Raw genomic sequence first — 22,546 nt, 5'->3', positions numbered from 1 at the left:
GAGCGCGCGGGCCAGCGCCACCCGCCCCGCCTGCCCGCCGGAAAGTGCTGCGGGTCTGCGCGCGCCCAACCCCTCCAGCCCCACATCGGCAAGGGCTGCGGCGACCTGCCGCCGCTCCGGTTCACCAAGCCGCAGATCCGGGCGGAGACCCAGCCCGACATTCTGGCTGACGGTCAGATGCGGGAAAAGGTTGTTGTCCTGAAACAGCACGGTCATCGGCCGGGCACCCGGACGCAGCCCCCCGATATCCTCACCCGCCCAGAGGATGCGGCCCGAAGCGAGCGGCAGGAACCCGGCGATCGCGTTCAACAGCGTGGACTTTCCCGCCCCCGACGGCCCCATGACCGCGACCCGCCGCCCGGCCTCCACCGTGAAATCGGCGGAGAGAACGAAGTCGCCCTGCCGGATCGTGACCTGTTCAAGCCTCAGCACCGCGTCCCATCCTGTCGATGATCCAGAAAATCCCGAAGCTCAGCGCAAGCAGCAGCACCGCAGCCGCCGAAGCCTCCGCCATCCGGTAGGCGCCCATGAGCCGGTAGATCTGCAAGGGCAGGGTCGCCTCGTCCGCGCGGGCGAAAAGCGCGATCACCCCCAGATCCCCCATGGAGAGCGCCGCCGCCAGCCCGCCCGCAAAGCAGAGCGGCCGCCGAAGCCGCGGCAGCGTGACGAGACGGAGTCGCGACACCCCGCGCATCCCGAGGCTCTCCGCCAGACGGGCATAACCTGCCTCCTCCGCCCGGACGGCGGGAAGCAGGATGCGAAAGGCAAAGGGCAGCGCCATCACCGCATTGACCGCCGCCGTGACACCGAGCGACAGCTGCGCCGGATCGACCAGCGGGTTCAGCAGGATGAACAACCCCGTGCCCATCACCAGAGAGGAAGAGGCGAGCGGCAGCATCCCCGCCGTCTCCACCCATCGCCGGCGCGGCGATGCGAGCAGGGAGAGCGACAGCGAGAGGAGGAGCGTGAGCAGTGCAGACCCCACCGCCACGACCAGCGAGCGCCCCGCCGCCCGGAAGACGCTTGCGGAAAGGCCGGGCAGACCGCCCGCCCCTTCCATCACCAGCGCCAGAAGGGGGACGAGCAGAAAGACCGCCGCCCCGCCGATGGCCAGCGTGTCGAGCACACGCGCCATCGGCCCCGCCGCATCCCAGCGCTGCACCGGCCGGTCAAGGCCGGTGCCGAAGCCGGAGGGCACGGAGATCACCGCAGCAACCACCGCCGCCATGGCGCAGATGCCGAACTGCACGAGCGCGAGCAGCGCCGCACGCCCGAGATCGAAGTCGAAACCGAAGGCCTGATAGATGGCAAGCTCCACCGTCGTCGCCCGTGGACCGCCCCCCAGCGTCAACGCCACGGCAAAGGAGGTGAGGCAGACAAGGAAGATCGCCAGAAACGCGCCCGGCAACCGCTCCCTCAGCATAGGTCGCTCCAGATGCCGCCGCATGTCCGCCGGACGGAAATCCAGTGCGGCGGCAAGGCGGAAGCGTTCCGCCGGTATCGCGAGCCAGCCCTCCAGCAGCAACCGGGTGGCGAGCGGCAGGTTGAAGAACACATGGGCAAGGATCACCCCCTGCGGCCCGTAGATCGACACCGGCGGCAGCCCCAGGGCCGTGAGCGCCGCATTCACCAGCCCGGCCCTGCCAAAGACGGAGACGAGGCCCAGCACCGCCACGATCACCGGCAGCAGAAACGGCGCGCCCAGCAGGGTGATGAGCAGCCCCCGCCCCGGAAACCGCCGCCGCGCCAGCGCGCGGGCGACCGGGATGGCAAGCAGCACGCTCACCACCGCGGAAATCAGCGCCTGACTCACGGTGAAGCGGATCGCAGCCACATCGCCCGGCCGCAGCGCGCTGAACCCTCCGGCCGTTATCGCCACGGCCAGCAGCGTGCCGAGCGTCAGGCCCAGAACGAGGGCAAGCGCCGCCCCCCCTGCCAGAAACCTCACCGGCTGAGCGCCCCCAGCCATTCGTCCAGCGCCGCGTCACGTATTGAGCGGGCCTCCTCCGGCGTGAAGATCAGCGCGCGTTCGGGGATGGAGAGCTTCTCGAAGCCTGCCGGGAGCCCCCCCGCCGGGATGATGGCAGGATACATCCAGTTGGTCGTGGGCAGCACAGCCTGCGCCGCATCCGAGAGGAGGAAGGACAGGAAACGGCCAGCCAGTTCCTGCTCCTGGCTGCTGGCCAGTCGGGCGGCGACTTCCACCTGCAGGTAATGCCCTTCGGCGAACATCGCGGCGGCCTTGGTATCGTCCTGCTCCTCGATGATGTGATAGGCGGGCGAGGTGGTATAGGAGAGAACCATGTCCGCCTCTCCCTTCAGGAACATCCCGTAAGCCTCCGACCAGCCCGGCGTCACGGTGAGGACATGGGGCGCAAGCCCCTTCCAGATCTCCGGCGCCCGGTCGCCATAGGCCGCCTTTACCCAGAGCAGCAGCCCGAGGCCGGGCGTGGAGGAGCGCGGATCCTGGAGGATCACCTTGAAGGAAGCGGGCCTGTCGATCAGCGCGGGGAAGCTGTCGGGCGGGTCGGAAAGCTTCGTGCGGTCATAGACGAATGCGAAATAGCCCCAGTCGAAGGGCAGGAAGGTGTCATCCCCCGCCTCCACCGGCAGGTCGAGCGCGACATGGCCCAGCCCGTGCGGCGCGAACAGGCCCGATTCCCGCGCGGCATCGATCAGGTTGTTGTCCAGACCGACCACCACGTCGGCGGGGCTTCGCGTGCCCTCCAGCCGCAGCCGCCCGAGCAGCGAGGCCCCGTCGCCCGCCGTCACGAAATCAACGGTGCAGCCGCACTCCGCCTCGAACAGGGCCTTGATCTTCGGCCCCGGCCCCCATTCCGAGACGAAACTGTCGTAAGTATAGACGGTGAGCACGGGCGCCGCTGCCACCCCTTGCCCCAGAAACCCTGCGAAAACCGCGGCGATCAATCCAAGCCGCATGACGGCGCCTCCATTTTGGGGCAACAGCGTCGGACCTTCCCTCCGCCGGTGCTGACCGGATCAGGTTCTACGGGTTCGCGCGATGCGTCTCAGCCGGATGGCACCCCGAGGTGAGGTAAAGGATAACCCTTCCCGCAGAAAAGGCAAAGTGCCCTTCCGATCACGGCAGGACGGGCCTAGAATGGCTCGCCTGCATGAAGGAGGTCACAGGCTGTCAAACTCCTCTCCCAAGCAACAGAGCCTCGTGATGGCGATGCTCGACACGATCGACCGGGCGAACCTGTCGCTCGCTGCAGGAGGCGTCGCCTTCTTCACGGTCTTTGCGATGTTTCCCGCTGCCAGCGCGCTCATCTCCGTCTGGGGATCGTGGCAGGATCCCTATGTCATTCAGGAGCAACTGGAGTATTTCCGGGAAATCGTTCCGCCCGCCGCCTTCGAGATCATCCGCTCGCAGGTGACTTCGCTGGTGGAGACGAATTCGGGCACGCTGGGCTGGGCCACGCTCATCTCCTTCGCCGTGGCGCTGTGGTCAGCCATGGCGGCCATAGACGCGATGGTCAGGGGTCTCAACGCGATCTATCGCAAGCCGAACCCGCACAGTGTGATTGCCTATCTGGTGTCGATCCTGCTCACCCTGACCTTTACCGCCACGGCGCTTGTGGCGTTGACGGTTGCGGTGGTGCTGCCGATCCTGCTGACATTCTTCCACATCCCGCTGCTGGAAAACATCGCCTTCAACCTCGCGCATGTTCTCGCCTCCACGGGGATCGTGCTCGGGGGCATATGGCTCCTTTACCGCATCGGGCCGAACTGGCGGGGGAGCAAACCCGGAAACCTGCTGCCGGGGACGTTGCTGGCCGTGGTGCTCTGGGCCATCGCCTCGCTTGGTTTCACCTATTTCCTGACGAACTTCGGCCGCTACAACGAAATATACGGGTCCATCGCGGCAGTGATGATCCTGCTGATGTGGCTGTATCTTTCCGCTTATTCCGTGCTGCTCGGCGCCGCGCTCAATGCAGAAGTCCGGCGCAGGCGGCTTTCGAGTGCGAGAGAACACGCCGCGCAGCTCAATCTGGAGCCGCGCGGCGCGGATGTTCAATAAAGGTCGCGCGGCCCTTAATAACGGTCGCGCGGCGGTGGGGGGGGTGGCGGCGCACCGTTCCGCGACCGCAGGGCCGAATCCAGCCCGAAGAAGAATGCTTCCATCAACGGCGGAACGACGGACGAGCCAGACGCGAATGCTCGCGCAGGGTCACGCGGGCCCGGGCCGACGCCACCGGCTGGCGGAGCGTCATACGCCCGCACGCCCGGCGTTCCGGGATGTGCCGCCCGGTCACGGTTTCTGCCGACCAGCAGCACGATGATACCCGCGAGAATATAGGCCAGCGCCACGCCAAGGGCCGCTGTCAGCGCATTGCTCTGCCGCTCGATGAACAGCCAGAGCGCCGCTGTCAGGAATGCGATACCGACGCAGAAAAGCACCCCTGCAACCAGCGAGAGGAGGGATTTCCGCGCCGCGTCGACGGCAGCCTCCTTCACGCCGGCGGTCAGCTGCTCCAGCATGGTCAGCGGCGCGACAGGAGAAGGCCGAACAGGAAACCGGCCCCGGCCGCGACGCCAAGCGCGGTTGCCGGGTTTTCGCGCACCATTTGGCTCGTCTGATCGCTGAGCTGATAGGCGCGGTCCTGCATGTCCGCGACCTTCTGCTCACCACGCTCTCGCAGGGCCTGTGCTTCGGAACGGGCGGCGTCCGCCACCTGCTGACCCTTGGCGCGACCCAGCTGGGCAAGTGTTTCCGTGATGGCCACCATATCGGCCTTGAGGGAATCAAGCTGGCTCGACAGCTCGGCCATCGAGGGTTCGGTCACTTCTTGTTCGACTTCCGTACGGGCCATCTGCCAGCTCCTTCGACTGCATTTCTCCAACGATCGACACTACGACCGCGCACTTTGCTAACGCAGAGTTACCCTCGACGGTTCCATTCGGGAAGCGTCGATAAGAAGGGAACCACAAAGCTCATTTACAGGTTGTAAACACAATAACGCCGCTTGGCGTAAAATTGAAAGGGAAGGGAAAACCTCATGCTCTACTGGGCTCTTGTCTTTCTGGTCGTCGCCATAATTGCAGGGGTTTTCGGCTTCGGCGGAATAGCCAGCGCATCTGCCGGCATCGCTCAGATCCTGTTCTTCATCTTTCTGGTCCTGTTTATAGTTGCCCTTATCGCGCGCGCGGTCGGCGGGCGTACGCCCTGATAAAAAGGGCGACGGTGTGATCCGTCGCCCTTCTGACCGCTTCCCGAAGATCAGGAAATCTAGACGCGCATGTCCTCGGTGGACGCAAAGAACATCGCCTGACTGACCGCAGACCGCACCTGCTCCTCCGAATAGGGTTTCGTGATCAGGAAGGCTGGCTCCGGTCGCTCGCCCGTCAGCAGACGCTGCGGGAAGGCGGTGATGAAGATCACTGGAACATCGCCAAGAATTTGCAGAAGCTCGTTGACCGCATCGATGCCGGAGGATCCATCCGCGAGCTGAATATCCGCAAGGATGAGATCGGGGCGATCCTTCTGGCCCAAGGCAACGGCGGCATCGCGGGTTCGCGCATTGCCCGTCACGCGGTGGCCCATTCCCGTCACGATCGAATGGATATCCATCGCGATGATGGCTTCATCCTCGATGATCATGATCTTGCCGAGGACGGATTCTTCCATCTCGTTCAGAGCGGTCGTGAGCAGCTCTTCCGCTTCTGCAGGCGAAATCTGCATGATCTCGGCGATTTCCTCGAAAGAAAACTCCTCGACCGTGCGAAGCAAAAGGGCCTCGCGCGTATTTCTCGTCAGGGTGCCCAGATGCACCTGCGCCCGCCGTTCCAGAACATCGCCCACGGCTTCGGCAATCGGAGCGCCTGCGCTGGACCAGATCAGGTGGAAGGCACGGAACAGCGCCACTTTCGGGGAAAGCGCGCCCTCGAAGACGCTTCGGTCTTCAAGGATGGCCTCCAGCGTCGCAGCCGCATAGGCATCCCCGGTTGTCTGGCTACCCGTCAAGGCACGGGCGTAGCGGCGCAGATACGGAAGCTGCTCTCCGATCCGTTGGGCGAGGTCAGCCTGCGTCTTTGTCATGATGTCTCCGAAGATTCTTCCTGTGCAGTTGGAACCGAACGCGCTTCCAGACGTTTTGTTCCCGCGCAACGACTAGAAAATGACGTCAGGATCAAGCCTTCATCATGACAGACAAACCCAAGGAAGCGACTCTTCGCCTCCAGATCGATGAGAACTTGCGACGAGTTTATCAGGAGAAAGTGGAGGAAGCGATTCCCTCACGTCTGATGGATTTGCTGAGCAGGCTGAAGGACCAGGATCAGGCAGTGGGTTCCGCAGTGGGTTCTGACGAAGAGTCCTCGCGATGAAGGCCACCCTCGCCGATCCGAGGGACGAACTCGTCCAGCATCTCCCCGCTCTTCGTGCTTTCGCTCTCAGCCTTGCTCGCAACGGCGCGGCGGCGGACGATCTGGTTCAAGACACGATCCTGAAAGCCTGGACCAATATCGACAAGTTCGAGATCGGAACCAACCTCCGCGCGTGGCTGTTCACCATTCTGCGCAACACCTTCTATTCCAGCCGTCGCAAGGTCAGCCGGGAAGTGGCGGACAGCGATGGTCTCCACGCGGCCCGACTGGCACAGAAGCCCGATCATGACGGTCGTCTTGCGCTTGCGGATTTCCGCACGGCTTTTGCCCAGTTGCCCGATGAGCAGCGTGAAGCACTAATCCTTGTGGGCGCCTCCGGTTTCTCCTACGAGGAAGCGGCGGCAATGTGCGCCTGTGCTGTCGGCACGATCAAAAGCCGGGCCAATCGCGGCCGCAAGCGGCTGTCCGAGCTTCTGCACCTGCAGGATGGTGAGGAATTCGAATTGACGGACCGGGCCACGCTGGCGGTGATTTCATCGAAGGCCGCCCACGGCTGAGGCGCTTGAGAAGGATGGGGCATGAAGACCGGACTCAGGTCGCGGATCCGGTTCATTGACTCGCTGGGCTTTCGCCTTGCCGCCCTGCTGTCCATCGCACTTCTGCCCATCGGCCTGATTGCTGTTGCGCAAAGCTCGCGCAGCATCATGGAAAGCCGCCGTGTGTCCGACACGGCACTTCTTGGCCGCACAGCGGAGGCCGCGGCTTCCGAGCGCACCCTGCTTCTGACGACCTTCGGGGCGGCAGAGGCGCTCGGTGACAGCGTGCTCGCCGCGGCAGAGCGGCCAGAGCAATGTTCGGCTCTGCTCCGTTCCTTTGTCGCGCAGTCCTCCGTGATCGATTTCGTGGGGTATACCGACGAAACGGGGCATCAGAACTGCATCTCCTCCGGCGTACCGCTCGATGTTTCCGGATATGAACCGTTTCAGATCATGGCGGCACAGCAGGAGGTTCTGATACTTGCATCCGACGGCAACCGGCGGGTGTCGGAGCCGAGCGTCGATGTCCGCTGGCCGCTGTTCTCCGAAGGACGGTGGCGGGGGTATCTCTATTTCGGCATTCCGAAAAGCAACATCGGATCCATCAGGGACTATTCCGAAGGCGTCCGCCGCCCGACCGTCATCACCTTCAATGCACGCGGCGAGATCCTGACAAGCTCACTGGCGCGGGACGATCTTGAGGGACAGCTGCCGGAAGGACATCCCCTTACGACTTTCGCGGTCGATACGGAGCAGGTTTTCCGCGGGCGCAACAACCACGGGGAAAACCGGCTCTTCGCCGTGGTGCCGGTGATCCGGGGACAGGTCTTCGCCATCGGCAGTTGGGGGCCGCGAGAGGATCTGACCGCCGCGGTCAGCATTCCCGCCGCCGTCCTTTATCCTTTGTTGATGTGGGCCGTCAGCCTTGTCGTTGCGTATCTGGCGGTTCATCGCCTCGTCATCCGCCACATCCGCGAAATGCGCGGCCAGATGCGCCGCTTCGCGCTCGGGCAGCGGGATACCGCCCCCGAAGTGCTGACCGATGCCCCAGCCGAAATTCAAGAGATGAGCCACACGTTCCACAACCTCACCCGCATCCTGATCCGGGATGAGGACGCGCTGGAAGCGTCTCTGAGCGAAAAGACCGTTCTGCTGAAGGAGGTGCACCACCGGGTGAAGAACAACCTTCAGCTCATCGCCTCGATCATGAACATGCAGATCCGCCGGGTGAAGGAGCCCTCTGCCCGCCGTGTGCTGAAGAGTGTCCAGAACAGGGTGATGAGCCTCGCCTCCGTGCACCGCAGCCTTTATCAGGCCGAACAGCTTTCCGCCGCACGGGTGGACAGGCTGATCTCCGAAATCGTCGATCAGATGGCCGCTGTGGCCACAGACGGACATCACCGGATCGATATCCGCAAGGATCTGGCAGAGATCACCCTTTATCCCGATCAGGCTGTGCCGCTTGCCCTGCTGACAACCGAAGCCTTCACCAACGCGCTGAAATATATCGGGAGACCGACAGAAGGCGATCCGTGGGTGCGTGTGGCCCTGTCGCAGCCGGAACCGGGACTGGCCATATTCTCCGTTGAAAACACGCTCGGCACCGAGATTTTCGGAGAGGAGGAGCGGGATGCCCAGGCGGCCAGCACCGGTCTCGGCTCCCAGCTCATCCAGGCTTTCGTCGTACAACTGGAGGGGGAGCTTCTTACCGCCGCGGTGGAAGGCGACATCTACCGGCTGGCGGTCAGCTTTCCCGTTCAGGCTTTCACGCCCGCCTGACATTTGCGGAACCAGACCCGAGTTCCCGCGTTGATCGGCAGGAAACAAGGAGATCACGATGAACTGGGACCAGATCGAAGGCAAGTGGACGCAATTCAAGGGCAAAGCCAAGGAAAAATGGGGCGACATCACCGATGACGACCTGGACAAGATCGCCGGTAAACGCGATCAGCTCGTTGGCAAGCTTCAAGAGAAATACGGCTACGCCAAGGATCAGGCCGAAAAGGAAGTGGACGAATTCTCCAGTTCCATGCGCTGATCCCAAGCAGCTTTCATGACAAAGCCCCGGTAAACACCGGGGCTTTCCTATTTTGCGCGGCAGAACCTCAGAAGTCGAGATTCTCCACCGAGAGCGCATTCTGCTGGATGAATTCGCGCCGCGGCTCCACCACATCGCCCATGAGCTTGGTGAAGATGTCGTCCGCTTCCGCCACATCCTCGATCCGAACCTGAAGGAGCGTCCGGGCCTCCGGGTCGAGCGTGGTTTCCCAGAGCTGGTCGGGATTCATCTCGCCCAGCCCCTTGTAGCGTTGCAGGGTAAGCCCCTTCTCGCCTTCCGCCAGAATGGCTTTCAGCAGGTCGATGGGGCCGTGGATCGGCTGTTCCCGGTCCTTGCGGACGAGCTTTGCCGGGGTGCCGTAAACCTCACGCAGTTTCTCCGTCAGGCTGCCGAGGCGCCGCGCCTCTGCCGAGCGGAAGACCGGGCCGTCCAGCGTCCGCATCTCCTCCACTCCGCGCACCAGACGGCTGAACCGCAGGCCGTGGTCCTGTGTCGGACGCCCCTGCCACCCGCGCTCATACTCCACAGAGACGAGATCCAGCCGCTCCGCCACCACATTGGCCACGCCCTGGGCATCCTTGTCCACCGCGCCGGGCAGCATGGCCCCGGCAATGGCGGCCTGCTCAAGAATGTTCTGCGGATAGTGGGTCGGGAAGGTCTGCAGCACACGCCGCACGGTGCGCGCCTCCTCCACCACGCGGGCGAGGTCGGCGCCGGCAATCTCGCTCCCGTCGCCCAGCCGCAGGATCGCCCCTTCGACCCCTTGATGGACAAGATAATCCTCCAGCGCGGCCTGATCCTTCAGATAGACCTCCGAGCGGCCCCGCGCGACCTTGTAGAGCGGCGGCTGCGCGATGTAGAGGAAGCCGCCCTCGATGATCTCCGGCATCTGCCTGAAGAAGAACGTCAGCAGCAGCGTGCGGATATGGGCGCCGTCCACGTCGGCGTCCGTCATGATGACGATCTTGTGGTAGCGCAGCTTCGACACGTCGAACTCGTCCCGGCCGATCCCGGTGCCGAGCGCGGTAATGAGGGTGCCGATCTCCTGACTGGCGAGCATCCTGTCGAACCGGGCGCGCTCTACGTTCAGGATCTTGCCCCGGAGCGGCAGCACCGCCTGATTGGCGCGGCTGCGTCCCTGTTTGGCGGACCCGCCGGCGGAATCGCCTTCGACGAGGAAGACCTCCGACTTGGAGGGGTCCTTTTCCTGACAATCGGCCAGCTTGCCCGGCAGGCTTGCCACATCCATAGCCGTCTTGCGCCGGGTAAGCTCGCGGGCCTTGCGGGCGGCTTCACGGGCCAGGGCGGCTTCGATGATCTTGCCGATGATCGTCTTGGCTTCGGCGGGGTGCTCCTCGAACCACTCGCCCAGCTTTTCGTTCACCAGCCCTTCGACCGCGGGCCGAACCTCTGACGAGACAAGCTTGTCCTTGGTCTGGCTGGAGAATTTCGGATCGGGAACCTTGACCGACAGCACGCAGGTCAGCCCTTCGCGCGCGTCGTCGCCCGTGAAATCGATCTTTTCGCGTTTGGCGATGCCGCTGTCCTGCGCGTATTTGGTGAGCGTCCGGGTCAGCGCACCGCGGAATCCCGCGAGGTGCGTGCCGCCATCGCGCTGCGGAATGTTGTTGGTGAAGGGCAGAACGGTTTCATGATAGCTGTCGTTCCACCACATCGCGACCTCCACCCCGATGCCGCCCTTTTCGCCGGTGATATAGATCGGCTCGGGCATCATCGCGGTCTTGGACCGGTCGAGATAGCGGACGAATTCCTTGACCCCGCCCTCATAGCACAGCTCCGTCCGCAGCGGCTCCGCCGGGCGGTCGTCTTCCAGAATGATGCGGACGCCGGAATTCAGGAACGCCAGTTCCCGCAGCCGGGCTTCCAGCGTCTTGAAGGAGAATTCGCGGTTGGAGAAGGTGCCGTTCGGGTCATCGATCTTGGTGGAGGCCATGAACCGGACCTCCGTCCCCTTCTCGCCGGCCGCGTCACCCACGACGCGCAGATGCTCCACCGTGTCGCCATGTTCGAAGCGGGCGTAATGCTCCTTGCCGTTCCGCCAGACGCGCAATTCAAGCCAGTCGGACAGCGCGTTGACGACGGAGACGCCGACGCCATGCAGTCCGCCCGAGACCTTGTAGCTGTTCTGGTCGAACTTCCCGCCGGCGTGAAGCTGGGTCATGATGACCTCGGCGGCGGAAACCCCCTCCTCCCGATGGATATCCACCGGAATCCCGCGGCCATTGTCACGCACGGAGACGGAGCCGTCCGCGTGAATCCTTACCCCCACGAAATCGGCATGACCGGCGAGGGCTTCGTCAATGCCGTTGTCCACGACTTCATAGACCATGTGGTGCAGGCCCGAGCCGTCGTCCGTGTCGCCGATATACATGCCGGGGCGCTTGCGAACGGCCTCCAAGCCCCTGAGAACCTTGATGGATTCTGCGCCGTATTCTTCGGGCTTCGGAACGGGTTGAGCCATAGGGGAGATACCTTCGACATTGCCCCCGATTTATAGCGGGGGGAGCATGAAATGTCACCCTCGGACACAAGATTTGGTGTCAGAGAAATGCGATCGCGCCTCCGACGAGGATGAGCAGCGCCCCCGCGATGCGGTTGGTGCGCGCCATCGCCGAGGGCGAGGACAGAACCGCCCGCGCGCGCGAGACGGCGGCAGCGGCGATGAGGTTGCCGGCCAGCGGCACGGCGGCGGAGACAGCCACGATCACGGTCAGGTCCGCGGCTCCGGCATGGGACAGATCGAAGAACCCCGGAAGGACAGCCATGTAGAACAGGATCGCCTTCGGGTTGCCGAGGATGGCCATCACCCCGGCGGAGAACCCCGACCACAGGCCGGGGCGGGCAAGGCGGCTGTCACGATCAGGCGGCGCACCGGCGTTGCGGATCAGCCCCCAGCCGAGCCACAGGAACATCGCCACCGCGACCCAGCGCATCACGTCGAGCGCCCATGCGTTGGCGGTGATGAACCAGGCCATGCCGAACGCGGCAACCAGCGGCCAGAGCACATCCCCCACCGTCACGCCGAGCGCCAGCGGCCAGGCGGCGGAGAACCCGCCGGAGAGCGCCCGCGCCGTGATGGCCACGAACACCGGCCCCGGTGTCAGCCAGAGCACGAACAACGCCCCCGCGTAGAGCCAGAGCGCCTCTGCCGTCAGGGTCATGCGACACCATCGCGCTGCACCGGCGGCTGAAGCGCCCGATCAGCTAACGGTCTGGCGGACGCCGCTCTCACAGTGCGGGGTAGAACCTGTCCGCAGGGGACAGGGTGAAGATCTCGCAGCCTGTCGCCGTCACGCCGACGGCATGCTCGAACTGTGCGGAGAGCGACTTGTCCCGCGTGACCGCCGTCCAGTCGTCGGCCAGCACCTTGGTTTCCGGGCGGCCGAGGTTCACCATCGGTTCGATGGTGAAGAACATCCCCTCCTCCAGCATGGGGCCGGAGCCGGGACGGCCATAGTGCAGGACGTTCGGCGGCGCGTGGAACACCCGCCCGATGCCGTGGCCGCAGAAATCGCGCACCACAGACATGCGCTGACCCTCCACATAGGCCTGAATCGCGTGGCCGATGTCGCCGAAGGTGTTGCCGGGCTTCACCTGCTCGATGCCCAGCATCAGCGCATCATGCGTCACGCGGATCAGACGTTCCGCTTTCCGGGAGGGGGTGCCCGCGACATACATGCGCGAGCTGTCTCCGAACCAGCCGTCCAGGATCACCGTCACGTCGATGTTCAGGATGTCGCCGTCCTTCAGCACCTTCGCACCCGGAATCCCGTGGCAGACCACGTGGTTCACGCTGATGCAGGAGGCGTGCTGATAGCCGCGATAGCCGATGGTGGCGGAGACCGTACCCTTCTCCGTCACCTTGCGGGTGATGATGTCGTCGATCTCCGCCGTGGTGGCGCCGGGATAGACCGCCTCGCCGATCTCATCGAGAATCTCGGCGGCGATACGACCGGCGGCATGCATGCCGGCAAAGTCTTCAGGATCGTGGATTCGGATGCCGTCCTTCGTCAGACGGCCATGGTGGCGATCGTCCACAGGCAGCTCCGTCAATTGTGATGGCCCCTAGATAGTCATTTGCTCCGGGATTTGCCAGAGCCGGGACGCACCGGCACGGCGGGGCCGAGCGTCAATCCTTCCGGGGCGATCCGGGTCGCGTGGGCGATCACCTCCACCCCCGCCGCGTGTGCCGCCTCCGCGGCGCGCGCATAGGCCGGGTCGATGTCGCCCGCGACCGCCACCGCGTCGCAGTCGGACCGGCCGAGCAGGTAGAGCAGGACCGCCCGGCGCCCCTCTCCCGCCGCGGCCGCAAGCTCCGCCAGATGACGCGCGCCCCGCGCCGTCACCGTGTCGGGAAACTCGCCCAGCCGACCCTCCCGGCGCAGGGTGACGCTCTTCACCTCCACCAGTGCATCGGGCAGCCCCGCGCCCGTGAGCAGGAAATCCGCCCGGCTCGCCTGACCGTAGCGCACCTCGGCGCGGTGGGTGCCATAGGCGGCGAGCGCCGGGATCGCGCCGGCCCGCAGCGCTTCCGCCACGATACGGTTGGGTGTCGAGGTGTCGATGTTCACCAGCGTCCCGTCCGGCAGTTCCGTCAGCCGCCAGCCGTAGCGCAACTTGCGGCGCGGATCGTCGTTCCCCTCCACCCAGATCGGCATCCCCGGCTCGGCCAGACCCGTCATCGCGCCGGGGTTCGGGCAATGGGCCACATGCTCCGTGCCGTCCTCCAGCAAGATGTCAGCGAGGAAGCGTTTGTAGCGGCGCAGCAGCCGGACCCGGCGGAGAGGGGATTGAAAGCGCATCGTCAGGGTCTATAGCTGTGACGGGGACGCGACAAGACGACCGGCATTGCCCGGCAGGAGGACAGGATGACGAACCCGACAGCCGCAATGCTGGTGATCGGAGACGAGATCCTCTCCGGTCGCACCAAGGATACCAACAGCGGCCACCTTGCCGACGAGTTGACGGTGCGGGGCATCGACCTGCGGGAAATCCGTGTGATTCCCGACGATCACGCCGCCATCGTGGAGGCGGTGCGCTCGCTTTCCGACAGGTTCGACCATGTGTTCACCTCTGGCGGGATCGGGCCGACGCATGACGACATCACCGCCGATGCGGTGGCCGAAGCCTTCGGCGCGACGATCGGCGTTCGGGCGGATGCGCGGGAGATCCTCGCGCGCCACTATGCCCGTCAGGGCACGGAACTGAACGAGGCGCGGCTGCGCATGGCCCGCATCCCGGACGGCGCCGCGCTGATCGACAATCCGATCTCCGCCGCACCGGGGTTCACGATCGGCAATGTGCATGTGATGGCGGGCGTGCCGACGATCTTCGGCGCGATGGTGGCGTCGGTGCTGGCCACCATCGACGGGGGCGCGCCGCTCCTCTCCCAGACTCTCCGCATCGAGAGGGGGGAGGGCGAGGTGGCGACACCGCTCGCCGATCTCGCGCACCGCTATCCCGAACTCACGATGGGCTCCTACCCGTTCCAGAAGAACGGCGTCTATGGCACGAATATCGTCGTCCGCGGCACCGATCCCGGCCGGATCGGCACCGCGGTGACGGAGCTTGCAAGGCTGTTCCCGGAGGCGATCGCGTGACTTACGGCGAGGTGATGGACGCCACCTGGCCCGCCGAATCGCTGCACCGGGCCGGCGCATGGCTCATCCGTGTCTCCCCTGCGGCGGGGGGCAAGCGCGTGCAGGCGATCACACCCGCAGAACCCGGCGCCCCGGACCCGGAGGAGGCGATCCGCGCCGCCCGCGCCCTTGGCCAACGCCCGATCTTTCGCGTGGAGGCGGAGGATGACGCGCTGGACACCCGGCTGGCAGCGGCAGGGCTGACGAAAATCGACCCCGTCATCTACTACACCGCCCCGACGGCGCTGGTGGTGGGCACCGGTCCGAAGCCGGTCACCGGCTTCACCATCTGGGAGCCCTTGCAGCTCATGCTCGACATCTGGGCAGATTGCGGCACCGCGCCGGAGCGGATCGAGGTGATGCATCGCGTCAAGGGGCCGAAGACCGCCCTTCTCGGCCGGTCGAAGGACCGCGCCTCCGGCGTGGGGTTCGTCGCGCTGGCGGGAGATCGGGCGATGGTCCATTCCCTCGCCGTCCTGCCCGCCTTCCGTCGCATGGGCGCGGGGCGCAACATGATGCAGCGCGCGGCGCTCTGGTCGATGGAACAGGGCGCAGAGGAGATCGCCCTGGCCGTGGAGGCGGAGAATACCGGCGCGCGCGCATTGTATGACTCGCTCGGCATGCGTGCTGCGGGGGGATATCACTACCGCGTGGGAGGAGACGACTGATGAGTGACAACGCAACCGCCCTTGACCTGCCGATGGTCGATCCGCTGCCGGAGGCGACGGCCAAGTATTTCCGCATCTGCGAGGAGAAACTGGGACTCGTCCCCAATGTGCTGAAGGCCTATGCCTTCGACATCGACAAGCTGAACACCTTCACCGCCCTCTACAACGACCTGATGCTCGCCGGCAGCGGGCTGACCAAGCTGGAGCGGGAGATGATCGCGGTGGTGGTCTCCTCCCTCAACCGCTGCTGGTATTGTCAGGTCGCCCATGGCGCGGCGGTGCGCGAGCTGTCGGGCAATCCGGCGCTGGGGGAAGCGATGGTGATGAACTGGCGCGCGGCGGAGCTGGATGCCCGGCAGACGGCGATGCTGGCCTTTGCCGAGAAGCTCACCCTCGACAGCGCCCGTGTCGTGGAGGCGGACCGGGAGGCGCTGCGGGCCGCGGGCTTCTCCGACCGCGACATCTGGGACATCGGCGCCGTCACGGGGTTCTTCAACATGACCAACCGCGTAGCCTCCGCCAGCGACATGCGCCCCAACCCGGACTACCACGGCATGGCGAGGTGAGGGGAGCGCTCCTCTCTCTGCCGTACCTCGCCCTGCTGATAAGCCCCCTGCCGCTTGCCGCAGCGCCGGACCTCGGGCTGCCGCCTGACGCCGTGCTGACGGTGGACAGCCATGTGGCGATGGGCAGCTATGCCCTGCCGACCGGGCCCGCCGATGGATCTGCTGATGGCTCTCTCCCCACCAGGATGCTGGAGGGGGAGGTCACGCGGCAGGTCTGGCGCGTGCCCCGGCCCGGCTTTTCCACCCTCGCCGCGCTGACGGGGATGGAGGAGCGGCTGTCCGCGGCGGGTTATCGTATCGGCTTCACCTGCGACACGCTGGCCTGCGGCGGCTTCGACTTCCGCTATGCCACCGATGTCGTCCCGGAGCCGGAGATGCATGTCGATCTGGGCGATTTCCGTTTCGCGGTGGCGGAGGGTGCGGCAGGCATCGTCAGCCTGTTCGTCAGCCGGTCGAGCGACAGCGGCTTTGTCCAGATGACCCATGTCGCCCCGCGATCCGCGCGGCCTGCGCCTGCGCTGGAGTCGGCGCCTGCGCCGGAGTCGGTGCCGGAGTCGGTGCCAGAGTCGGTGCCGAAGCTTCCCGAGGCGCCCCCCCGGGGCGACATTGCCGAACGGCTTGCGGCGGAGTTTGCCGTCCCTCTTGAGGACCTGCGGTTCGCCAGCGGCGCAGCGACGCTGGATGGCGGGAGCTTCCCCTCCCTCGACGCGCTCGCGGCATGGCTCAGGGAGGATGCAGGGCGGCGCGTGACACTTGTCGGCCATACCGACAATTCCGGCACGCTGGAGGCAAACCGTGCGCTGTCACTCCGGCGGGCCGAAGCGGTGCGCAATTACCTGACCGGCAAGGGGGTCAGCACCCGCCAGATCCGGGCGGAAGGCGTGGGCTGGCTGGCTCCGCGCGATAGCAATGCCACGGAAAGCGGCCGCCTGCGCAACCGCCGGGTGGAAGCGGTGGCGGATTAGCAGGCTGCTGAAAACGCAGTCCGCGGTCAGCCCCTGGGCGGAGACCTTTCCCACATTGTTGATGAGCGCCCCAGTTGGTGAGCGCCCCGGAAACCGCCCGTTCTAACGCGACCGGACAGGTTTTCTGGCTTTCAAGGCAAGCTTGGGGAGGTGCCCGACTTTTTAGGCAGCCTGTCAGATAAGGCCAGCCACGCCCACACGGATCAAATCTGATGCTCCGCAAAGCGATCGCTCAGGAAATCGATGAAGGCGCGCACCTTCGGCTGGGTAAACCTGCCGGGCGGATAGACGGCATGCACGCCCACGGTCTCCATCGGCAGGCTGGGAATCGCCTCCTCCACCAGGCCCGCCTTCATCGCCTCCGCATAAAGAAACCGGGGCAGATAGGCGATGCCGAGACCGGAGATTGCTGCGTTCAACAGCGACTGGCCGTCATTCACGGTGAGCCACCCGGTCGTCCGCACTGCGCGCCGCTCCCCGGATGGCGTTATGATGCGCCAGACATTGGCGCTGGCTTCGTTGGAGTAATGCAGCAGCCGGTGATCGCTCAGGTCCTCCACCCGCTTCGGCCGGCCGAACTGCTCGAAATAGGCAGGCGCCCCGACCATCCTCCGGGTGGTGTTCAACAACCGCCGCGCGCGGAGCGAGCTGTCCTCCAGCTCCCCCATGCGAATGGCAAGGTCGAACCCCTCCGAAATCAGCTCCACATAGCGGTTGGAGAGCGACATGTTCACCGTCACTTCCGGGCAATCGCGCAGAAAATCCGCGAGAATCGGTGACAGCAGGCTGACCCCGAAGTCGGTATCGACGGAGACGCGCAGCACCCCTGAAGGCGCTGTCTGCATGGAGGTGACGAGCGCATCGGCCTCTCCGGCATCATTCAGCACCCGGCGGGCGCGGTCGTAATAGGCCAGCCCGATCTCCGTCGGGCTGACGCGCCGGGTCGTGCGATTCAGAAGCCGCGCGCCAAGCCGCGCTTCAAGGGAGGACACATGTTTCGACACGGCCGATTTGGAGATACCCATCTTGCGCGCGGCATCCGTGAATCCACCCTGATCCACGACCGTCGCGAAGGCCTCCATCTCTGTCAGTCGATCCATTCCAAATCTCCAAAACTAATCACCGGACACCGGCCCACACAAGCTATCTCACTGATAAGGAAGAACAATGAGAAGCTCTAAAAAAGGGCACGGGATGTGGGAGGGCATGCAATTAAAAGAAGAAGTAACACATAATCAATCGCCAAAAAAGTGTCCTTACGCTTGAAACGTATTTGGAAACGAATCACGCGTCAAACGCGCGCCCCTAGATTATTCCGAAACAGCAGGGAAGGCTTCCCGATCCTCACCGGCGAATCCTTGCCGATCTCCCATTTGGAGCCCTCCCGGATAGCCTCAAGAAGAAAGCCGTCCGCCTGCCCGAAATTTCAGCTTGTCCAAACTGTTCCGTCCTCTCAAGTCTGTAACCCAACGCATCCTGTGATCCTGACGGGTATGCCGAAAGCGGTGCCCGATGTCCTATGCCCCCCTCTCCACATATGTCGCGCCAGCGCGGCGGCGTTCTGCCCTGTGGCGGACGGTGCTCGGCCTGTTGCTGATCTTCGCGGTTTACGCGGCGATTCTCGCGGCGGTTGCGGTCGTGCTTTTCCGGCTGGCCGGAGAAGGACGCTTTCAGCCGCTCGCCGCCGACATCGCATTGGGTGAGACACCCTGGGGTATGATCGCGCTCCTGTGGTCCTTCGCGGCGCTGGCCATCGGCCCGATGATCGCGGTGCGCCTGCTGCATGGGCGGAGCATCCGCTCGCTGTTCGGGCGGGGGGGCACGGTCCTGCGCGACTTCGTGAAGGCCGCCGCAACGCTCATCGTGATCTATGTGCTCGGCATCACTGTCACCAGCCTGCTCCCGGGGGAGGAGGGAACGCTGCCCGGGCTCGACCTGCGGCGCTGGCTGACCTTCCTGCCGCTCGCGCTGATCGGGATCGGCATCCAGACTCTGGCGGAGGAGCTGGTGTTCCGCGGCTATCTTCTCCAGCAACTCGCCGCGCGTTTCCGGTCGCCGCTGATTTACCTGCTCCTGCCAAGCATCCTTTTCGCATTGCTGCATTATGAGCCCGGCCTGATGGGGCCGAATGCGATCTATGTGGTCGCTGCAACGGGGCTTTTCGGGCTGGTGGCCGCCGATCTGACAGCGCGGACCGGCTCCATCGGCGCGGCCTGGGGGCTGCATTTCGCCAACAATGCCGCTGCGCTGCTCTTCGTCTCCTCGGGCGGCGCGCTGCAGGGTCTGGCGCTTCGCATCTCCACCGTGGCGCCGGAGACGGAGGGCTTCGTCGCGATGATCGTGATCGACGCGGTGATGCTGGCCATCGTCTGGGGTCTGTGCCGCCTCGTGCTGCGGCGCTGATTGCATTTCAGGCCCGCGCGGCTTATCTCAGTCGCGACCGAAAGAGGGCCCTCTGCGCGCATGAACTGGATTTCCAACTACGTCCGCCCGAAGATCAACTCGCTCTTCTCCCGCCGGGAAGTGCCTGAGAACCTGTGGACGAAGTGCCCCGAATGCGGAACGATGATCTTCCATCGGGAGCTGACGGACAATCTGAACGTCTGCCCCAATTGCGGCCATCACATGCAGATCAGCCCGCGGGACCGCTTCCGCGCGCTCTTCGATGGCGGGATCTTCACGGAGGTGAAGGTGCCGGAGCCGATCGTCGATCCGCTCCACTTCCGTGACCAGAAGAAATATCCCGACCGCCTGAAAGCCGCTCAGAAATCCACCGGCGAGAAGGAGGCGATGCTCGTCGCCGAAGGCGAGATGGGGCGCACCCCGATTGTCGCCGCTGCTCAGGACTTTTCCTTCATGGGCGGGTCGATGGGCATGTATGTCGGCAACGCGATCATCGCCGCAGCGGAACGCGCCGTGGAACTCGGACGGCCGCTCGTGCTCTTTTCCGCTGCGGGCGGGGCACGAATGCAGGAAGGGATCCTTTCCCTGATGCAGATGCCGCGCACCACGGTCGCCGTGGAGATGGTGAAGGAAGCGGGGCTGCCGTACATCGTCGTTCTCACGCATCCGACCACCGGCGGCGTGACGGCAAGCTATGCCATGCTGGGAGATGTGCAGATCGCGGAGCCGAATGCGCTCATCTGCTTTGCCGGCCCGCGCGTGATCGAGCAGACGATTCGCGAGAAGCTGCCCGAGGGCTTCCAGCGGGCGGAATACCTGCTGGATCACGGCATGCTGGACCGCGTTACGCCGCGCAAGGACCTCAAGGATGAGCTGACCGCGATCATCCGCCTGCTGATGAGCCAGCCGCAGGCCGTGAAGGCGGAGCTTCCCGCCCCCGCTGAAGACGCGGAAGCCGAGCCTCTCGACGTGGACACAACTCCGTGAGCGAGACGCCTGCCGGTAGCAAATTCCACGACCGCAAGGGAGATGGGCCGGTGACCGGCATGTCCGCGCAGGAGGGGGCGGGCAAAGGGCCGCACTCTCCTGACACGGTTCAGCCCGGCGCGCTGCCGCAGGACGGGCCTGTACCGGCAAGCGCGGGGCAGGATGGATCCGCCAAAGGCGCTGCGTCTCCGCTTGAGGGGACGGCAGGAAGCGACGCGATTCTCGACCGCATGATGCGGCTGCACCCCAAGGTCATCGATCTCACGCTCGACCGTATCGGGGAATTGCTGAGCCGGCTTGGCCATCCCGAACGCGCCCTGCCGCCGGTGATCCATATCGCCGGAACCAACGGCAAAGGCTCCACGCAGGCCATGATTCGGGCCGGGCTGGAGGCGGAAGGCAAGCGGGTCCATGCCTATACCTCTCCCCACCTCGTCCGGTTTCACGAACGCATCCGGCTGGCCGGAGAGCTGATCGACGAGGGCGAGCTGATGCGCCTTCTGGACGAATGTGACCGGGTGAATGCCGGGGCACCGATCACCTTCTTCGAGATCACCACGGCGGCGGCATTTCTCGCCTTTTCCCGTGTCCCGGCCGATTACCTGCTGCTGGAGGTAGGGCTGGGCGGGCGATTCGATGCGACCAACGTGATCGACCGCCCTGCCCTGACCGTCATCACGCCGGTGTCCTTCGACCATGAGCAGTATCTGGGCGACACGCTGGGGCAGATCGCGTTTGAAAAGGCGGGAATCCTGAAACCCGGCGTCACCGGGATCATCGGGCCGCAACCTCCCGAAGCGCGCGAGGCGATCACGGCACGGGCGGAGGCGATCGGCGCGCCCCTCCTCCTCTCCGGGCAGGATTGGCAGGTCTGGGAGGAGCGGGGACGCCTCGCCTATCTGGATCAGCGGGGCCTGCTCGATCTGCCGCTCCCCAATCTTCCCGGGCCGCATCAGGTTGAAAACGCAGGCGCCGCGCTCGCCGCGCTCCGCGCTCTCGGCATCGGCGAAGCGGGGACGGAGGCAGCGGTCACACGCGCTGTCTGGCCGGCGCGGATGCAGCGTCTTCGCCGGGGTCCGATCGTGGAAGCTGCGCCCGCGGCGGATATCTGGCTCGACGGGGGCCACAACCCGGCAGGCGGACAAGCGCTGGCGGCGACGCTCGCCCGGATGCCTGAACGCCGGACCCATCTTGTCTGCGGCATGCTGAACACGAAGGATATTACCGGCTATCTCCGCCCGCTGGCCGCGATGGCGGAGGATCTGCGCGCCGTCAGCATTCCCAATGCGCCCGCGACGCTACCGGCCGGGGAAACCGCTGCCGCGGCACGGGCAGCCGGCCTGAATGCCCATGTCTGCGAGAGCGTTCTGGCAGCCGTCGAAGAGATTGCGAACAGCGATCCCCACTCGCGCATTCTGATCTGCGGCTCCCTGTATCTCGCGGGAGAGGTGCTGCGCGACAACGGCTGACACCCGTTACTCGCCCAGCACCACTTCAAAGCGCGTCAGGTTGGTCCGGGCGCTGCGCCGGTAATCCAGGTGCTCGGCCATGGAGCGGACGAGGAACCAGCCATAGCCCCCTTCCGGCGGCGGACCGCTTTCCGGCAGCGTCCCGTCGGGCAACGTGCCCCCCGGCATGACCACGCCCCTGTCGCTCACGACGAAACAGGCGCGGTCATCCCCGCAGCGCATGCGGATCGCAATCGGCCCCTCATCCCCTGCATAGCCATGCTCGACGATGTTGTTCAGGATTTCGGCCAGGGCGATCTCCGCCCTTGCCAGACCTTCATCGGAAGTGCCGCGCAGCCGGAGCACGCCGATGATCCGGGTCAGCGCACCGCGCACCGCCATCGGGTCGGCGGGAATGAGCAGGCGCATCTGCTCCTGCCCGCCTGCCATGTCGCTCCTCTCTACGCGGCCCATGTGCCGTCAGGAGGCGAGGGGCAACGGCCCCGCCTCGTCCAGCGGCGGGTGGATCGGGAAGATCCGGTCCATCCGTGTGAGCGTCAGAACCTTGGCGACCGTGGGGGTCAACCCCGCAAGCTCCAGCCGCCGCTCCGGTTGAAGAAGCTTCATCACCGCCACCAGCGCGCCAAGGCCGGAGCTGTCGAGAAAGGCGACCTGCCCCATATCGAGAATCACGCGGGCCGCGGGTTCGGCGGTGAGATGGCGCATCCGCTCCTTGAAGGCGATGGCGGAGGCCGCGTCGATCCGGCTCTCCTCCACCCGGATGAAAAGAAGGCCGTCTGTCAGTCTGGCGGAAAGCTGCATGTCAAATACCCCTTAAAAACCGGCGAGTCGCACCCGCGTATGGAAATGCTGGCAGCAAAGGGTTACTTTTGAGTAAACTCTCCG

The 22,546-nt window shown here is 65.1% G+C and carries 26 protein-coding genes and 1 riboswitch; of the genes, 13 read left to right on the top strand and 13 right to left on the bottom strand.

The features are described from left to right. From CDV49_RS00835 to thiB, 3 genes are all read right to left on the bottom strand, one after another. Positions 1–432 (bottom strand): ATP-binding cassette domain-containing protein (locus CDV49_RS00835; protein WP_143413092.1); only part of this gene is annotated, 432 nt, incomplete at its 3' end. Continuing rightward, positions 419–1,969 carry a thiamine/thiamine pyrophosphate ABC transporter permease ThiP gene (locus CDV49_RS00830; RefSeq protein ID WP_088213674.1) on the bottom strand — a complete coding sequence of 517 codons (1,551 nt, stop codon included), beginning with the start codon at positions 1,967–1,969 and terminating at the stop codon, positions 419–421. The genes CDV49_RS00835 and CDV49_RS00830, both read right to left, overlap by 14 nt. Continuing rightward, the gene (gene thiB / locus CDV49_RS00825) at positions 1,945–2,940 is read right to left on the bottom strand and encodes a thiamine ABC transporter substrate binding subunit (RefSeq protein WP_088213673.1); all 996 of its coding nucleotides are present in this window, start codon (positions 2,938–2,940) and stop codon (positions 1,945–1,947) included. The genes CDV49_RS00830 and thiB overlap by 25 nt, the downstream gene beginning before the upstream one ends. A gap of 20 nt (positions 2,941–2,960) precedes the next feature. After that, positions 2,961–3,058: riboswitch (TPP riboswitch) on the bottom strand. A gap of 129 nt (positions 3,059–3,187) precedes the next feature. Between thiB and CDV49_RS00820 the strand changes: the two genes are divergently transcribed. After that, a complete protein-coding gene (locus CDV49_RS00820; RefSeq protein WP_179209079.1) occupies positions 3,188–4,042 on the top strand; it encodes a YihY/virulence factor BrkB family protein in 855 nt (284 codons plus the stop codon). Between the two features lie 14 nt (positions 4,043–4,056). Here CDV49_RS00820 and CDV49_RS00815 read toward each other — a convergent pair whose 3' ends face one another. Then, positions 4,057–4,503, bottom strand: coding sequence for a phage holin family protein (locus CDV49_RS00815; protein ID WP_088213671.1), 447 nt, complete (start codon positions 4,501–4,503; stop codon positions 4,057–4,059). Positions 4,504–4,505: 2 nt separating this feature from the next. Further along, positions 4,506–4,835: a DUF883 family protein gene (locus tag CDV49_RS00810; RefSeq protein WP_088213670.1), complete on the bottom strand. Its 330-nt coding sequence runs from the start codon at positions 4,833–4,835 to the stop codon at positions 4,506–4,508. 186 nt (positions 4,836–5,021) lie between these two features. Here CDV49_RS00810 and CDV49_RS00805 point away from each other — a divergent pair, with 186 nt between their 5' ends. Beyond that, positions 5,022–5,192 (top strand): DUF1328 domain-containing protein, encoded by a 171-nt coding sequence (locus CDV49_RS00805; RefSeq protein ID WP_035741697.1) that lies wholly within the window; start codon positions 5,022–5,024, stop codon positions 5,190–5,192. A gap of 59 nt (positions 5,193–5,251) precedes the next feature. On the opposite strand, the gene CDV49_RS00800 is transcribed toward CDV49_RS00805, so the two are convergent. Next, a complete protein-coding gene (locus CDV49_RS00800; RefSeq protein ID WP_088213669.1) occupies positions 5,252–6,061 on the bottom strand; it encodes a response regulator in 810 nt (269 codons plus the stop codon). A 104-nt stretch (positions 6,062–6,165) separates the two neighbouring features. On the opposite strand from CDV49_RS00800, the gene CDV49_RS00795 reads away from it, so the two are divergent. From CDV49_RS00795 to CDV49_RS00780, 4 genes are read left to right on the top strand one after another with little or no spacing between them, the layout of a single operon-like run. Then, positions 6,166–6,348: a NepR family anti-sigma factor gene (locus tag CDV49_RS00795; RefSeq protein WP_088213668.1), complete on the top strand. Its 183-nt coding sequence runs from the start codon at positions 6,166–6,168 to the stop codon at positions 6,346–6,348. Next, complete coding sequence (locus tag CDV49_RS00790) at positions 6,345–6,905, top strand: RNA polymerase sigma factor (protein ID WP_088213667.1); 561 nt, start codon at positions 6,345–6,347, stop codon at positions 6,903–6,905. The genes CDV49_RS00795 and CDV49_RS00790 overlap by 4 nt, the downstream gene beginning before the upstream one ends. A 21-nt stretch (positions 6,906–6,926) precedes the next feature. After that, positions 6,927–8,663, top strand: coding sequence for a sensor histidine kinase (locus CDV49_RS00785; RefSeq protein WP_088213666.1), 1,737 nt, complete (start codon positions 6,927–6,929; stop codon positions 8,661–8,663). Between the two features lie 58 nt (positions 8,664–8,721). Further along, the gene (locus CDV49_RS00780) at positions 8,722–8,922 is read left to right on the top strand and encodes a CsbD family protein (protein WP_035741702.1); all 201 of its coding nucleotides are present in this window, start codon (positions 8,722–8,724) and stop codon (positions 8,920–8,922) included. Between the two features lie 67 nt (positions 8,923–8,989). On the opposite strand, the gene gyrB is transcribed toward CDV49_RS00780, so the two are convergent. The 4 genes from gyrB to sfsA all read right to left on the bottom strand — a co-directional run bounded on the left by gyrB (position 8,990) and on the right by sfsA (position 13,766). Further along, positions 8,990–11,425, bottom strand: coding sequence for a DNA topoisomerase (ATP-hydrolyzing) subunit B (gyrB, locus tag CDV49_RS00775; protein WP_088213665.1), 2,436 nt, complete (start codon positions 11,423–11,425; stop codon positions 8,990–8,992). 79 nt (positions 11,426–11,504) lie between these two features. Further along, positions 11,505–12,125 carry a LysE family translocator gene (locus CDV49_RS00770; RefSeq protein ID WP_088213664.1) on the bottom strand — a complete coding sequence of 207 codons (621 nt, stop codon included), beginning with the start codon at positions 12,123–12,125 and terminating at the stop codon, positions 11,505–11,507. Between the two features lie 67 nt (positions 12,126–12,192). Next, entirely contained in the window at positions 12,193–13,008 is an 816-nt protein-coding gene (gene map / locus CDV49_RS00765) for a type I methionyl aminopeptidase (protein WP_373447775.1), read from the bottom strand. Positions 13,009–13,037: 29 nt separating this feature from the next. After that, positions 13,038–13,766: a DNA/RNA nuclease SfsA gene (gene sfsA / locus CDV49_RS00760; protein ID WP_088213663.1), complete on the bottom strand. Its 729-nt coding sequence runs from the start codon at positions 13,764–13,766 to the stop codon at positions 13,038–13,040. 66 nt (positions 13,767–13,832) lie between these two features. Here sfsA and CDV49_RS00755 point away from each other — a divergent pair, with 66 nt between their 5' ends. The 4 genes from CDV49_RS00755 to CDV49_RS00740 are packed head-to-tail and all read left to right on the top strand — an operon-like array spanning position 13,833 to position 16,802. Beyond that, positions 13,833–14,564, top strand: coding sequence for a competence/damage-inducible protein A (locus tag CDV49_RS00755; protein ID WP_088213662.1), 732 nt, complete (start codon positions 13,833–13,835; stop codon positions 14,562–14,564). Continuing rightward, positions 14,561–15,271: a GNAT family N-acetyltransferase gene (locus CDV49_RS00750; protein ID WP_088213661.1), complete on the top strand. Its 711-nt coding sequence runs from the start codon at positions 14,561–14,563 to the stop codon at positions 15,269–15,271. The genes CDV49_RS00755 and CDV49_RS00750 overlap by 4 nt, the downstream gene beginning before the upstream one ends. Then, the gene (locus tag CDV49_RS00745; RefSeq protein ID WP_088213660.1) at positions 15,271–15,837 is read left to right on the top strand and encodes a peroxidase-related enzyme; all 567 of its coding nucleotides are present in this window, start codon (positions 15,271–15,273) and stop codon (positions 15,835–15,837) included. Before CDV49_RS00750 ends, CDV49_RS00745 begins: the two co-directional genes overlap by 1 nt. Then, positions 15,834–16,802, top strand: a complete 969-nt coding sequence (locus tag CDV49_RS00740) for an OmpA family protein (protein WP_179209078.1) — start codon at positions 15,834–15,836, stop codon at positions 16,800–16,802. Before CDV49_RS00745 ends, CDV49_RS00740 begins: the two co-directional genes overlap by 4 nt. Before the next feature lie 203 nt (positions 16,803–17,005). Here CDV49_RS00740 and CDV49_RS00735 read toward each other — a convergent pair whose 3' ends face one another. Then, positions 17,006–17,902 carry a LysR family transcriptional regulator gene (locus CDV49_RS00735; protein WP_088213659.1) on the bottom strand — a complete coding sequence of 299 codons (897 nt, stop codon included), beginning with the start codon at positions 17,900–17,902 and terminating at the stop codon, positions 17,006–17,008. Positions 17,903–18,314: 412 nt separating this feature from the next. On the opposite strand from CDV49_RS00735, the gene CDV49_RS00730 reads away from it, so the two are divergent. The 3 genes from CDV49_RS00730 to CDV49_RS00720 all read left to right on the top strand — a co-directional run bounded on the left by CDV49_RS00730 (position 18,315) and on the right by CDV49_RS00720 (position 21,661). Next, positions 18,315–19,205: a CPBP family intramembrane glutamic endopeptidase gene (locus CDV49_RS00730; protein ID WP_256947173.1), complete on the top strand. Its 891-nt coding sequence runs from the start codon at positions 18,315–18,317 to the stop codon at positions 19,203–19,205. A gap of 60 nt (positions 19,206–19,265) precedes the next feature. Continuing rightward, the gene (gene accD / locus CDV49_RS00725) at positions 19,266–20,192 is read left to right on the top strand and encodes an acetyl-CoA carboxylase, carboxyltransferase subunit beta (protein ID WP_088213658.1); all 927 of its coding nucleotides are present in this window, start codon (positions 19,266–19,268) and stop codon (positions 20,190–20,192) included. A 230-nt stretch (positions 20,193–20,422) separates the two neighbouring features. Further along, the gene (locus CDV49_RS00720) at positions 20,423–21,661 is read left to right on the top strand and encodes a bifunctional folylpolyglutamate synthase/dihydrofolate synthase (RefSeq protein WP_088213690.1); all 1,239 of its coding nucleotides are present in this window, start codon (positions 20,423–20,425) and stop codon (positions 21,659–21,661) included. A gap of 6 nt (positions 21,662–21,667) precedes the next feature. On the opposite strand, the gene CDV49_RS00715 is transcribed toward CDV49_RS00720, so the two are convergent. Both CDV49_RS00715 and CDV49_RS00710 read right to left on the bottom strand, forming a co-directional pair. Then, positions 21,668–22,090 (bottom strand): ATP-binding protein, encoded by a 423-nt coding sequence (locus tag CDV49_RS00715; protein WP_179209077.1) that lies wholly within the window; start codon positions 22,088–22,090, stop codon positions 21,668–21,670. Between the two features lie 30 nt (positions 22,091–22,120). Next, the gene (locus tag CDV49_RS00710; protein ID WP_088213656.1) at positions 22,121–22,462 is read right to left on the bottom strand and encodes an STAS domain-containing protein; all 342 of its coding nucleotides are present in this window, start codon (positions 22,460–22,462) and stop codon (positions 22,121–22,123) included. Positions 22,463–22,546 lie beyond the last annotated feature (84 nt).

Origin of the sequence: Haematobacter genomosp. 1, from assembly GCF_002196855.1 — a bacterium.
Classification (GTDB): Bacteria; Pseudomonadota; Alphaproteobacteria; order Rhodobacterales; family Rhodobacteraceae; genus Haematobacter.
The sequence above is the reverse complement of the archived record's forward strand: the minus strand, read 5'-3'. Positions and strand labels throughout refer to the sequence as shown.

Coding starts and splice junctions, on each gene's coding strand:
- CDV49_RS00830 (WP_088213674.1), bottom strand. CDS start 1,969: ATGGCTGGGGGCGCTCAGCCGGTGAGGTTTCTGGCAGGGGGGGCGGCG.
- thiB (WP_088213673.1), bottom strand. CDS start 2,940: ATGCGGCTTGGATTGATCGCCGCGGTTTTCGCAGGGTTTCTGGGGCAA.
- CDV49_RS00820 (WP_179209079.1), top strand. CDS start 3,188: ATGGCGATGCTCGACACGATCGACCGGGCGAACCTGTCGCTCGCTGCA.
- CDV49_RS00815 (WP_088213671.1), bottom strand. CDS start 4,503: ATGCTGGAGCAGCTGACCGCCGGCGTGAAGGAGGCTGCCGTCGACGCG.
- CDV49_RS00810 (WP_088213670.1), bottom strand. CDS start 4,835: ATGGCCCGTACGGAAGTCGAACAAGAAGTGACCGAACCCTCGATGGCC.
- CDV49_RS00805 (WP_035741697.1), top strand. CDS start 5,022: ATGCTCTACTGGGCTCTTGTCTTTCTGGTCGTCGCCATAATTGCAGGG.
- CDV49_RS00800 (WP_088213669.1), bottom strand. CDS start 6,061: ATGACAAAGACGCAGGCTGACCTCGCCCAACGGATCGGAGAGCAGCTT.
- CDV49_RS00795 (WP_088213668.1), top strand. CDS start 6,166: ATGACAGACAAACCCAAGGAAGCGACTCTTCGCCTCCAGATCGATGAG.
- CDV49_RS00790 (WP_088213667.1), top strand. CDS start 6,345: ATGAAGGCCACCCTCGCCGATCCGAGGGACGAACTCGTCCAGCATCTC.
- CDV49_RS00785 (WP_088213666.1), top strand. CDS start 6,927: ATGAAGACCGGACTCAGGTCGCGGATCCGGTTCATTGACTCGCTGGGC.
- CDV49_RS00780 (WP_035741702.1), top strand. CDS start 8,722: ATGAACTGGGACCAGATCGAAGGCAAGTGGACGCAATTCAAGGGCAAA.
- gyrB (WP_088213665.1), bottom strand. CDS start 11,425: ATGGCTCAACCCGTTCCGAAGCCCGAAGAATACGGCGCAGAATCCATC.
- CDV49_RS00770 (WP_088213664.1), bottom strand. CDS start 12,125: ATGACCCTGACGGCAGAGGCGCTCTGGCTCTACGCGGGGGCGTTGTTC.
- sfsA (WP_088213663.1), bottom strand. CDS start 13,766: ATGCGCTTTCAATCCCCTCTCCGCCGGGTCCGGCTGCTGCGCCGCTAC.
- CDV49_RS00755 (WP_088213662.1), top strand. CDS start 13,833: ATGACGAACCCGACAGCCGCAATGCTGGTGATCGGAGACGAGATCCTC.
- CDV49_RS00745 (WP_088213660.1), top strand. CDS start 15,271: ATGAGTGACAACGCAACCGCCCTTGACCTGCCGATGGTCGATCCGCTG.
- CDV49_RS00735 (WP_088213659.1), bottom strand. CDS start 17,902: ATGGATCGACTGACAGAGATGGAGGCCTTCGCGACGGTCGTGGATCAG.
- CDV49_RS00730 (WP_256947173.1), top strand. CDS start 18,315: ATGTCCTATGCCCCCCTCTCCACATATGTCGCGCCAGCGCGGCGGCGT.
- accD (WP_088213658.1), top strand. CDS start 19,266: ATGAACTGGATTTCCAACTACGTCCGCCCGAAGATCAACTCGCTCTTC.
- CDV49_RS00720 (WP_088213690.1), top strand. CDS start 20,423: ATGATGCGGCTGCACCCCAAGGTCATCGATCTCACGCTCGACCGTATC.
- CDV49_RS00715 (WP_179209077.1), bottom strand. CDS start 22,090: ATGGCAGGCGGGCAGGAGCAGATGCGCCTGCTCATTCCCGCCGACCCG.
- CDV49_RS00710 (WP_088213656.1), bottom strand. CDS start 22,462: ATGCAGCTTTCCGCCAGACTGACAGACGGCCTTCTTTTCATCCGGGTG.